Here is a 12,067-nt window from a genome sequence, read left to right on the forward strand (position 1 = left end):
ATAAAGAGAAAAAACGATATGATGCAAATAAAGGATGAAAAAAGCACGAATTATTCGTACCTTTGCCCGAAACATGCCGGCAAAAACCCCGAATCCCGACCTGCGGATCCCCCGATCCGCAGGATTATCGGAAAAAGTCCGGTATGGTAGTCGTCCGCAGCGGGAATGTCGAGTGCGAAACTCAAAAATTTGTTGCAACAATGAACAAAGATGCAATCATCAAGCTCGTAAACGAGCAGATGTGGCCCAAGACGGACGCCGATGTGCCGTCGTTCAAGGCCGGAGACACGATCACCGTATCGTACCGAATCATCGAGGGTAACAAGGAGCGCATACAGAGCTTCCGCGGTGTGGTGATCCAGATCAAGGGGTCGGGCAAGACCAAGATGTTCACCATCCGCAAGGTCTCCAACGGCGTAGGCGTCGAGCGTATCTTCCCGCTCTACTCGCCCCACATCGACAAGATCGAGGTCAACAAGATCGGTGTCGTGCGTCGCGCCCGCATCTACTACCTCCGCGATCTGACCGGCAAGAAGGCCCGCATCAAGGAGAAGCGTATGGTCAGCGCCGAAAAGAAGTAGGCTGCGACCCGTCGCAGAAAAAGGATGTCCCGTTTTCCGGGGCATCTTTTTTTTGTCGGATGAGCAAGTTGTGCCGGACGGTGCGGCGCAAAGATGACAAATAGGAAACGTGCTTCCGGTCAGAAAAAAGGGGGCGGAGCCCCTCTGTGGCCCCGCCCCCGCGTTTCGGAAACCGATCCGGAAAATTAATCCACCGGAATATCCTTGTTCACGTTCTTCGAACCGATCAGCGCGTAGTACAGCAGGTAAATCAGGCAGATGACGATCACCCAATAGCTCGTCAGGTAACCCATGCCGGCATTCGTATAGTCGACAATGGCGTTTTGGAGCAGCGGGAGAATACCGCCGCCGCAAACCAGTGCCATGAAGATGCCGGCAGCCTTCTCCGTGTACTTGCCGAGACCCTCGACGGCCAGGTTGAAGATGCCGCCCCACATCACCGACGTGCAGAGACCCACGAACACAAGCAGGGCCGCATTGATCGGAACATTCACCAGTCCGAATCCGCCCGTTCCGTTGAACACCGGAAGATTCACCAATACCGAGGGCGAAAGAACGATCGCTCCCAGCGTGAGCAGAAGACCCACGCCCGACACCACGATCAGCATGCCGCGGGCCGAAACCTTGCTCCCGATCACCGCTCCCAGCAGTCGGCCGACCAACATCAGGAACCAATAGGTGGCTGCTACGGAGCCCGCTACGGCCTCAACATTGACACCGCTGCCCAGTACGTTCAGTTCCGGATTCTGCAACCATTTCTGCAAAACGTTCGGAATGCCGACCTCAATACCGACATAAATGAAGATCGCCACGGAGCCCAGCACGAAGTGGCGGAACGACAACGGCCCGTATTTCGAAGCCGATGCGGCGTCCTTCGAAACCTCCGGCTTGTTCTCCGGAATCTTCGTCAGGCTCAACACGATGAACGCAAAGGCAAAAATGGCCAGCGCCGCATACATCAACGGGAAAACATTGCTGATCTGCGCATTCTTGATCCCCTCCGGAATCAGAAGACCCGTCAGGATGATCACCGCCGTACCGCACAGCGAGTTGAAGGATCCGCCGGTCTGGATCAACTGGTTGCCCTTCTTGCCGCCGCCGCCGAGCTTGTTCAGCATCGGGTTCACGACCGTGTTCAGCATACACATCGAGAAACCTGCGATGAACGCACCCAGCAGGTAAACACCGAAACTCTCAACCGTGCCCGACAGGGTCTGGATACCGACGCCGACGAATCCGACGCCCACAGCGATCAGCGCCGTCTTCTTGTATCCGTAACGTTGGAGCATGTTGCCGGCGGGATAGCCCATGATCGCATACGCGATGAAGTTGGCAAACACGCCCAGTGTCCCCATCCAGTTCGGAACGTTGAACTGATACTTCAAGATGTCACCCATCGGCGATGCCAGGTTCGTCACGAACGAAATCATTCCGAAAAGGAAGATCATCACGACAATCGGCAGTACAAAATTCTGTTTTTTTGTCTCCATGAAATATAAAAATTAGGTTAATATGTTTCAGGTTCGGATTTCGGGTTCAACTCATCGGTCGCGTTCGGCAATATAGGCGCAAAGGTTCACCAACGCGGACCGGTACTCCGAATCCGCGTAGTCCGCAAGCATCTCCGTCGCCCGGCGGATATAGCCCTGCATCACCGTCCCCGCTGCCGAAAGACCGCCCTCCGACTCCACCGCCGAACGGATCCGCTCCACAGCCGCGGCATCCTCATGGCAGCGCGACAGATCCGCCAGAAGCTCGTTCTGACGCGCCTCGTCCGAGCGTTCCAGAACAATCAGCAGCGGAAGCGTGATCTTTCCCTCGCGGAGGTCGTTGCACGCCGGTTTCCCCGTCTGGGCCGTCGGCGTGTAGTCCAGAATGTCGTCCTGGATCTGGAACGCCATCCCCACCGCTTCGCCGAAACGCCGCATCGACGAAACCTTGTCGCGCGTCGCACCGACGGCCAGAGCCCCCGCCGAAGCGCTTACCCCCAGCAGGCACGCCGTCTTCTTGTAGATGATGTCCAGATACGAGCGCATCGTCATCGTCCGGTTCGCGGCACACTCGTCCTGCAAAACCTCGCCTTCGCACAGCGCAGACATCGACCCGCAGATATGCGTCACCAGATCGAACTGCCCGCTTTGAAGACCGATGCTCATGTTCCGCGCCAGGATGTAGTCCCCGAGAATCACCGCCTTGTGCGACTGCCACCGCGCGTTGACCGAAGCCCGCCCCCGACGCGTATCGGCTTCGTCGATCACGTCGTCGTGGATCAGCGACGCCACGTGGATCATCTCCACGAGCATCGCTGCCAGGCACGCCCGGCGTCCCGTCGCCGCACCCTTGACCGGCGCATTCAGCGCGGCTGACAACATCACAAGCATCGGACGAATCCCCTTGCCGCGCGACGAAAGGGCATAGCGCAACATCTCCGACAACAACTCTCCCTCGGCCGTAAACTGACGATCGACGAACTCATCGAACGCCGCAAGCTCCGCCATGATGGGCCTGCGTATATCTTCGAGCGTAATCATATTGGCAAAGATAGTCATTTTTCCCTATCGAAATACGGACTCTCGCGCTTTTTTCGTACCTTTGGCAGTCGATAAAGTCTCGGTGAAATGGATTTTAGCAAAGAAAACCTGTCGAAGACATTCCCCCTGGCGGCGGCCATCGTCATCTTCTTCGTGGCCGCGGCCCTCTATTTCATACCCCAGTTCCGCGGCGAGGTGCTCCCCCAGCACGACGTCATCCAGTACGAGGGAATGACCAGGGACATCAACGACATGAGAGATCGGACCGGCGAAGACCCCCAGTGGACCGGTGGCATGTTCGGCGGCATGCCCGCCTATCTGATCAACGTCGAATACCCCGCACAGCTCGTCAAAAACTACGTCGGGAAGGTCGTCCGGTGGCTCGACACCCCCGCCGCATTCCTCTTCTTCGCCATGACCGCCTTCTGGATCATGCTCCTGATCGGCGGCGTCAACCCCTGGGTCGGCATCATCCCGGCCCTCGCATACGGATTCTCGACCTACTTCCTGCTGATCATCGCCGCCGGACACGTCACCAAGATGTGGGCGCTGGTCTATGCTCCGCTGATGATGGGCGGGGCCTGGATGACGCTCCGGAAGGACGTCCGGATCGGAGCCGCCGTCACCGCGCTCGCCACGGCCCTCGAAATCGGCGCGAACCACCCCCAGATCACCTACTACTTCCTCGTGGCCATGGCCGCGCTCTGGATCAGCGAGGCCGTTTTCGCCTTCCGCGAAAAACGGACGGGGGATTTCGTGCGCCGCACCGCCGCCCTCGCCGCCGCCGGAATCCTCGCCCTCGGGGCGAACTTCGCACCCCTCTGGTACACCGCACAGCACTCCCCGGAGACCATCCGCGGAGGCTCGGAACTCGCCGAAACCGTCGAAACCGACACCCGCGGCCTCGACCTCGACTACGCCACCGCATGGAGCTACGGGAAGACCGAAACCTTCAACCTGCTGATCCCCGACTTCATGGGCCGCGACTCCGCGACGACGCTCCCCGCCGACGGACAGACGGCCGCCGAACTCTCCGACATAGGACGCAGTCTCGGAGCCCCCTCGCTCGGAAGCTGGGCCCGGCAGCTGCCCGCATACTGGGGCACGCAGCCCTACACGGGCGGCCCGACCTACCTCGGCGCCGCAGCCCTGTTCCTCGCCCTGCTCGGGGCGTTCTGGTCGCAGGGCCGCAACAAGTGGTGGATCATCGCCGTATCGCTGCTGATGATCCTCCTCGCCTGGGGACGCAACTTCATGGGATTCACCGAACTGGCATTCAAATGCCTCCCCGGATACAACAAGTTCCGGACCGTCTCGATGACGCTGGTCGTCGTGCAGTGGGCCGTGCCCCTGCTCGGGGCATTCGCCCTCATGCAGCTCTGGAAAGGCGGGATGCCCCGCGAACGCATCCGCAAGGGCATCGCCTGGGCCGCCGGAATCACCGGAGGGCTCTGTCTGCTCTTCGCCCTCGCCGGCGGGTCTCTCTTCGACTTCGGGCGCGCCGCCAGCGCCGACCAGATGTCCGATACGTTCCGCCAGGTATTCGCCGCAAACGGCCTCCAATCCTACATCGACCGCGGCATGGATGCCGAATGGGGCGACGCCGTGGCACAGGCCATCGCCGCCGACCGCGCCGGCATGATGCAGGCCGATGCGTGGCGCTCGCTCGGGATGATCCTCCTCGCCGCCGGGTGCGTCGCGCTGTGGGCCGCCCGCAGGATCGGACGCGGCACGGCGGTCGCACTCCTTGCCGCCGTGATGCTGCTCGACCTCGTGCCCGTCGACCGGCGGTTCCTCTCCGACGAGAACTTCGTATCCCCGCGCCGCACGCAGGTCACCCCCTCGGCCGCCGACCGCGCCATCATGCAGGACACCGAACCCGGATACCGCGTGCTGAACCTCACCGTCAGCCCCTTCAACGACGCCACAACCTCCTACTTTCACCGATCCGTGGGAGGCTACCACGGCGCCAAGCTGGCCCGCTATCAGGACCTCATCGACCGCTATCTGAACGACCTGAACCCCGCGGTGCTCGACATGCTCAACACCCGCTACCTGATCGTCCCCGGAGAGGACGGACAACCCCGGGCCCAGCGCCGCACGTCGGCCTTCGGAACCGCCTGGTTCGTCGATTCGCTCGCCGGTGCCGCCTCCGCCCAAGAGGAGATCGACCTGCTGGAAAAGGCGAACCTCCGCACGACGGCCGTCGTCGACGACCGGCTGGCGGAAAAGATCGAACCGCAGGCCCCCACCCCCGAGACCCTCGCATCGGCGCGGATCGGCCTCACGGAGTATCGCCCCAACTACCTCCGGTACGAATACTCCGCTCCCGAAAAGGCCGTTGCGGTCTTCTCCGAAATCTACTACGACAAGGGCTGGACGGCCTATGTCGACGGCCAAGAGGCCCCCTATTTCCGCGCCGACTACGTGCTGCGGGCCATGGAGCTCCCGGCCGGCGAGCACGTCGTCGAATGGCGTTTCCGGGCCCCCGGGTGGAGCGCCGTCGAAGCCGTCACGGGCCTCTGCTCGGGACTGATCCTCCTCGGCGCCGTCGCAGCCCTCATTTACGCATTCCGAAAGAAAAAAACTCCCTGCCATGAAGGATGACAAAAGACTCAAACGGAAAGTCCGCAACTCATACATCGTCTCGACGGTCAGCATCGCCCTCGTCCTCTTCCTCCTCGGATCGGTCGGGTATCTGATGATCGCCGCCATGAAGGTCGCCGACACCCTCCGGGAAAGCATCTCCGTGACCGTCGAACTCCAAAACGGAATCTCCGACGAACAGCGGACCACGATCGAAAACCGGCTGAACGCCGAAGATCTCGTCGCCACGATCGCCTTCTCCTCCAAACAGGAAAAGGCCGAAGATGCCGAATTCCGCAAGATGTTCGGCGCCGAATTCGAGGAGATCCTCCAGGAAAACCCCCTGCTCGACTCCTTCGAACTCACCCTCTCGGCCGCATCCGAAGACAAGGAACTCCTCGACGACTTCATCGCCGCCGTCGAACGGATCCCCGGCGTCGACCGCGTCTCCTATCCCGCACAGGTGGCCGAACGCCTCCATGCCACGGTGAACAAGATCCGCCTCGTGCTCATCCTCTTCGGCGGCGCACTGCTCGTCATCTCGCTCATCCTCCTCGGAAACACCATCCGGCTGGCCATCTTCTCGAAACGGTACATCATCAACACCATGAAGCTCGTCGGCGCCACCAAGTGGTTCATCATGCGCCCCTTCCTCGGAAGCAGCTTCACACAGGGCGTGATCGCCGGAATCGCCGCCGCCGGACTCTTCGCCCTCGCCGTATACGGACTCAACGAGGCCGTGCCCGAACTGGCCACCTTCGCCGAAATCCGCAAAATCGCCATCATCCTCGGCGCGATGATTGCCGGTGGTGTCGTCATCTCCGGACTCTTCACCTTCGCCGCGCTCAACAAGTTCGTCAACATGAAGTCCAACAAGATATACCTCTATTAATAAGATGAAAAAGAATCAGCCGAAAATGCCGGAACAGAACAACGAAAACAACCGGATGCCCCTCACCCGACGAAACTATATCCTGCTGGTCATCGGATTCGCCGTCATCCTCCTCGGATTCGTCCTCATGACCGGAGGCGGCAGCGAAAACCCCGACGAATTCAACTACGCCATGTTCTCCTGGCGCAGAATAACCCTCGCCCCGATCCTCGTCATCGGAGGCTTCGCTTTCGAGATATACGCCATCCTGAAACGGTACGAATAAAACCCAAAGCGAAACGAAATGGACACCCTTCAAGCCATCCTGCTCGGCATCATACAGGGAATCACCGAATTCCTCCCCGTGTCGAGCAGCGGACACCTCCAAATCGCCAAGGAGATCCTCGGCGTACAACTCGAAGAAAACCTCACCTTCGACGTCGCACTCCACGCCGCCACGGCGTTGAGTACGATCGTCGTCCTGTGGAGCGAAGTCGTGCGGCTGATCCGCGGACTCTTCTCCCGCCGGTTCAACGACGAACAGGCCTATGTGCTCAAAATCGTCGTCTCGATGATCCCCATCGGAATCGTCGGATTCCTCCTCAAAGACCAGATCGACCGCCTGCTCAACGCTCCCTGCATCCTCGCCGTCGTCGGTGCCATGCTCCTGCTCACCGCCGCGCTGCTCGCCTTCGCCTACTACGCAAAACCCCGCCAGAAAGAGACGATCTCCTACCGCGACGCCCTCATCATCGGAATCGCACAGGCCTGCGCCGCCATGCCCGGGCTCTCCCGGTCCGGGTCCACCATCGCCACGGGACTCCTCCTCGGAAACAAAAAGACCGTCGTCGCACAGTTTTCGTTCCTCATGGTCCTCGCCCCGATCCTCGGCGAAACCCTCCTCGAAGCCGCAAAGGGCGAACTCACCGCCGGCGTCGGAACCGTGCCCCTGATCGCCGGATTCCTCGCCTCGTTCATAACCGGATGCCTGGCCTGCCGCTTCATGCTCGAAATCGTCAAACGGGGCCGCCTCATCTGGTTCGTCCTCTACTGCGCACTGGCCGGCATCGTATCCATCGTAAGCTACATCTGCTGATGAAAGATTCGCTCGAACTGCGCGGCATCAACTTCGAAGAGGGGTACATCGCCGTGCTGGACAAACCCCTGCGCTGGACCTCCACCGACGTGGTCCGCAAGATCAAGTTCTCGCTCCGCAAGCTCGGATACCGGCGCATCAAGGTCGGCCATGCCGGAACCCTCGACCCCCTCGCCACGGGAATCCTCCTCGTCTGCATCGGTCGCGCCACCAAGATGGTCGACGCCCTGCAAGCCGAAGAGAAGGAGTACATCGCCGACGTCATGCTCGGCGCCACGACCCCCAGCTACGACCTCGAACACGAAATCGACCGGACCTATCCCTGGGAGCACATCACCCGCGATGCCGTCGAAAAGGCGCTCGCGGAACTGACCGGAGAACGCTTGCAGACCCCGCCCGTCTATTCGGCCAAGAAGATCGAGGGTACACGCGCCTACGAACTCGCACGCGCGGGCGAAGAGGTCGCCGTCCGGCAGGCGCTGATCCACATCTACGAGATGGAGATCCTCGAATGCAACCTCCCGAAGGTGGTCATCCGTGTGCGGTGCAGCAAGGGAACCTACATCCGATCGCTCGCTCACGAAATCGGCATCGCACTCCACAGCGGAGCCCATCTCACCGCGCTGCGCAGAACCCGAAGCGGCGGTTTCACCCTCGAAAACGCCCACTCGCTCGACGATTTTCTCGAAAATCTGCAAAACCTTGAAACAAAATGACCTTTTTTGCGTATAAGAAATAATCTGTCTCTTTTTTCTGAACGTAAAAAACGTTGTCTATGAAATTATCGCAATACGGGTACGAGTTTTCCCCCGAAATGCTGGCCAAATACCCGGCCGAAAACCGCGACGAATCCCGGCTCATGGTCATCAACCGAGCCAAAGGAACCGTCGAACACCGGATCTTCAAGGACATCATCGAATATTTCGACGAAAAGGACCTCTTCGTATTCAACGACACCAGGGTATTCCCCGCACGTCTCTACGGGAACAAGGAGAAAACCGGAGCCGAAATCGAAATATTCCTCCTCCGCGAACTCAACCGCGAACTCCGCCTCTGGGACGTCCTCGTCGACCCTGCCCGCAAAATCCGCATCGGAAACAAACTCTACTTCGGAGACGACGACCTGCTCGTCGCCGAAGTCATCGACAACACCACCTCCCGGGGACGCACCCTCCGGTTCCTCTTCGACGGATCCTACGACGAATTCAAGCAGACACTCTTCTCCCTCGGAGAGACCCCCCTGCCCAAGTGGGTCCGCGAAAAGGTCGAACCCGAAGACGCCGAACGCTATCAGACCATCTTCGCCCGCCACGAGGGTGCCGTCGCAGCCCCCACAGCCGGAATGCACTTCTCCAAGCACCTCATGAAACGCATGGAGATCAAGGGTATCGACAGCGCCTTCATCACCCTCCACGTCGGACTCGGAAACTTCCGGACCGTCGACGTCGAAGACCTCTCCAAGCACAAGATGGACTCCGAACAGTTCTTCGTCACCGAAGAGGCCGCAGAAACCGTCAACAACGCCAAACGATCCGGACACAAGGTCGTCGCCATCGGTACGACCGTCATGCGGACGCTCGAAACCGCCGTCTCCACCAACGGCATGATCAAACCCATGGAGGGGTGGACCAACAAGTTCATCTTCGCGCCCTACGACTTCACCGTCGCAAACGCCATGGTCACCAATTTCCACCTCCCCTATTCCACCCAACTGATGATGGTCGCCGCATTCGGCGGGTACGAAACCGTCATGAACGCCTACAAAACCGCGCGCGAGGAGGGATACCGCTTCGGAACCTACGGCGACGCCATGCTTATCCTTTAATTTTTTTTCGTATCTTTGCAGAGATAAACCCCCAGAAACATGGCTAACAAGATTCTGTACGTCTGTCAGGAAATAAGCCCCTACCTCCCGGAAACGGAGAGCGCCCGACTCTGTCGCGCCCTGACACAGGCAATGCAGGAACGGGGAAACGAAATCCGCACCTTCATGCCCCGTTACGGCTGCATCAACGAACGAAGGCATCAGCTCCACGAGGTCATCCGACTCTCGGGCATGAACCTCATTATCGACGACAACGACCATCAGCTCATCATCAAGGTCGCCTCGATCCCCGCAGCCCGCGTACAGATCTATTTCATCGACAACGACGACTACTTTTCCAGAAAGGCCGTACTCGCCGATCCCGACGGTAACTTCTTCCCCGATAACGACGAACGCGCCATCTTCTTCGCCCGCGGCGTCCTCGAAACCGTCCGGAAACTCCGGTGGACCCCCTCCGTCGTCCACTGCCACGGCTGGTTCTCCGCCATCGTCCCCGTCTATCTGAAACACGTCTTCGCCGACGACCCCATCTTCCGCGACGTCAAGATCGTCGTCTCCCTATACGGCGACGCTTTCCCCGGAGAACTCGACCCGGAATTCCGGGCCAAAATCGAGGGCGAAGGAATCAAAGACAAAAATCTCGACCTTCTCAACGCCCCGTCATACGAAAATCTCTGCCGTTTCGTTATGAACTATGCCGACGGTATGGTCGCGGCATCTCCCGACATCGACGAACGCGTACTCGACGAGATCCGCAAATGCGGAAAACCCCTGCTCGAATACCAGAACCCCGAGGCCGAGGACTTTTTCGATAATTACAACCGATTCTATGAAGCGATTCAATAATCCCCGCCGCCTGTCGATCCGCGCCCTCGCGCTGGCGTTCGTCGGCGCGCTGACGCTCGGAAGCTGCACGAAGGTCGACGACACGCTCGGCGGAAACCTCATCCCCGACAACCAGCAGATGCGGGCCGGATTCGTCACCATCGACGGACTGAATCCTAAAAAATACGTCGAAACACGGCTCTTCAAGACCGACTCGATCGTCAGCTCCAACATCTCCTACGGCTATTTCGGAGCCCAGATGAACGATACACTCGGCGAGCGGAAGGCCGGATTCCTCTCCCAGATGGTCAGCTACTACGCCGTGCCCGAAGACTACTTCGGATACATGCCCATCTTCGACTCCGCACAGATCATGCTCTCCATCTCCGCGTTCGGAACCGACACCCTCACCGAGCAGCATTTCGCCGTATACGAGATCCTCAACAACGACTACATCACCCAGAAGGAGAAGAACGATACGACCTTCTACCTCGGATTCTCCCCCGACAAGACCACCGTCGATACGGAAAAGGAACCGCTTTTCCGCTTTACGCTCGGCGGAGAGGGAAAATACCCTTCCTCCACCACGAGCGTCACCCTGACTCCCACCGAGTCCGGCAAGAGCTACATCAAGCGCCTGATGCTCCAGGAGGGCAAGTACAAGGACAACTACACGATCTACACCGTCGACAGCCTCAAGTACTTCCTCGAAGAGTTCCCCGGCCTGTACATCGCACCCGATCCCGGCTTCCAGCTCGACAAAGCGGACAAACACAACGTCGGAACGATCTACGCCACGAAACTCGACGCTTCCGGACTGTCGATCTACGGCCGGAACCGCGTCGAGAGCGACCCCTCGCTCATCAAGGATACCATCGGCATGGTGTTCTATTTCTACGACTCCTACGCCGCACACGGAAACGTCTCGGTGAACTCCGTCAGCCACGACTACACGCAGATCACCGATCCGGACGTCGCTTTCGACATCAGCAATGCACAGGAGCCGAAACAAGGTGCGGAAGACACCCGCACGCCCGTCTCGCAACTCCGCGTCGAAGGACTCGGCGGTGTCGTCACCGAAATGACCTTCACCCCCGGATTCTTCGCCTCGCTCGAAGAGGTCATCGCCAAGGAAAACGCCAAGGATGGAAAGAATTTCCAGACCCTCGCGTTCAGCCAGGCCCGCATGTCGGTCTACTTCACGGGAAGCAGCTACGACTGGGAGAATCTCGACCCCACGGGCCCCTCGATCGTGCAGCTCATCGAGGAGATGAACGCCGCGCCCAGCCGCCTGGGGGTCTACACCAACTACAAGACCCTCACGCCGATCTCCGACTACGCATACTCCTACGAACAGACGTACAGCACGACGCTCGCCTACGGCGGGTATGTCAACCGGAGCCGCGGATGCTACGTCCTCAACATCACGGGATACCTCCAACAGATCTGGAACTACTACATCAAGGCCAAGAACGCTGCGGGGGTCACCTATCCGGATCCCGAAGACGCCGACTTCGATGCAAAGTATGCCGCCTGGGAGGAGGGTATCAACTGGGACGACGTCAAATACAGGACCGTATACATCGGACCCGAGGCATACAGTCTCTACACGAACTCGTTCGGCGTGTTCCAGGGCGCTTCGACCGACGACAGCGCACTCGACTGTCCGATCCGGTTCGACCTGGCATACAACCTCATCAAGTAAAAACCCGAAAAACCCAACCCTGCGAAACCTGAGTCTTGCACTTGGGT

At 59.4% G+C, this 12,067-nt stretch carries 11 protein-coding genes; 9 read left to right on the forward strand and 2 right to left on the reverse strand.

Going from position 1 to position 12,067, the window contains the following annotated elements:
* The first annotated feature begins 200 nt into the window (after positions 1-200).
* On the forward strand, positions 201-581 hold the full coding sequence (gene rplS / locus B5G16_RS00005; RefSeq protein ID WP_087259833.1) for a 50S ribosomal protein L19: 381 nt from the start codon (positions 201-203) through the stop codon (positions 579-581).
* A gap of 185 nt (positions 582-766) precedes the next feature.
* Here the strand turns inward: rplS and B5G16_RS00010 are convergent, their stop codons facing one another.
* Positions 767-2,071: an MFS transporter gene (locus B5G16_RS00010; protein ID WP_087259835.1), complete on the reverse strand. Its 1,305-nt coding sequence runs from the start codon at positions 2,069-2,071 to the stop codon at positions 767-769.
* Between the two features lie 51 nt (positions 2,072-2,122).
* Complete coding sequence (locus B5G16_RS00015; RefSeq protein ID WP_087260481.1) at positions 2,123-3,112, reverse strand: polyprenyl synthetase family protein; 990 nt, start codon at positions 3,110-3,112, stop codon at positions 2,123-2,125.
* Between the two features lie 87 nt (positions 3,113-3,199).
* On the opposite strand from B5G16_RS00015, the gene B5G16_RS00020 reads away from it, so the two are divergent.
* The 8 genes from B5G16_RS00020 to B5G16_RS00055 are packed head-to-tail and all read left to right on the forward strand — an operon-like array spanning position 3,200 to position 12,020.
* Entirely contained in the window at positions 3,200-5,719 is a 2,520-nt protein-coding gene (locus tag B5G16_RS00020; protein WP_087259837.1) for a YfhO family protein, read from the forward strand.
* Complete coding sequence (locus tag B5G16_RS00025; RefSeq protein ID WP_087259839.1) at positions 5,709-6,590, forward strand: cell division protein FtsX; 882 nt, start codon at positions 5,709-5,711, stop codon at positions 6,588-6,590. The genes B5G16_RS00020 and B5G16_RS00025 overlap by 11 nt, the downstream gene beginning before the upstream one ends.
* Positions 6,591-6,594: 4 nt before the next feature.
* Positions 6,595-6,855, forward strand: coding sequence for a DUF3098 domain-containing protein (locus B5G16_RS00030; RefSeq protein ID WP_087259841.1), 261 nt, complete (start codon positions 6,595-6,597; stop codon positions 6,853-6,855).
* 18 nt (positions 6,856-6,873) lie between these two features.
* On the forward strand, positions 6,874-7,665 hold the full coding sequence (locus B5G16_RS00035) for an undecaprenyl-diphosphate phosphatase (RefSeq protein WP_087259844.1): 792 nt from the start codon (positions 6,874-6,876) through the stop codon (positions 7,663-7,665).
* Positions 7,666-7,691: 26 nt separating this feature from the next.
* Positions 7,692-8,381 carry a tRNA pseudouridine(55) synthase TruB gene (gene truB / locus B5G16_RS00040; RefSeq protein WP_204227975.1) on the forward strand — a complete coding sequence of 230 codons (690 nt, stop codon included), beginning with the start codon at positions 7,692-7,694 and terminating at the stop codon, positions 8,379-8,381.
* 59 nt (positions 8,382-8,440) lie between these two features.
* Positions 8,441-9,490, forward strand: coding sequence for a tRNA preQ1(34) S-adenosylmethionine ribosyltransferase-isomerase QueA (gene queA / locus B5G16_RS00045; protein WP_087259849.1), 1,050 nt, complete (start codon positions 8,441-8,443; stop codon positions 9,488-9,490).
* Between the two features lie 39 nt (positions 9,491-9,529).
* Positions 9,530-10,336, forward strand: coding sequence for a glycogen/starch synthase (locus tag B5G16_RS00050; protein ID WP_087259851.1), 807 nt, complete (start codon positions 9,530-9,532; stop codon positions 10,334-10,336).
* Entirely contained in the window at positions 10,320-12,020 is a 1,701-nt protein-coding gene (locus B5G16_RS00055) for a DUF4270 family protein (RefSeq protein WP_087259853.1), read from the forward strand. The genes B5G16_RS00050 and B5G16_RS00055 overlap by 17 nt, the downstream gene beginning before the upstream one ends.
* Positions 12,021-12,067: the final 47 nt, after the last annotated feature.

Source organism: Alistipes sp. An66 (assembly GCF_002161445.1).
In the GTDB taxonomy this organism is placed as follows: Bacteria; Bacteroidota; Bacteroidia; order Bacteroidales; family Rikenellaceae; genus Alistipes; species Alistipes cottocaccae.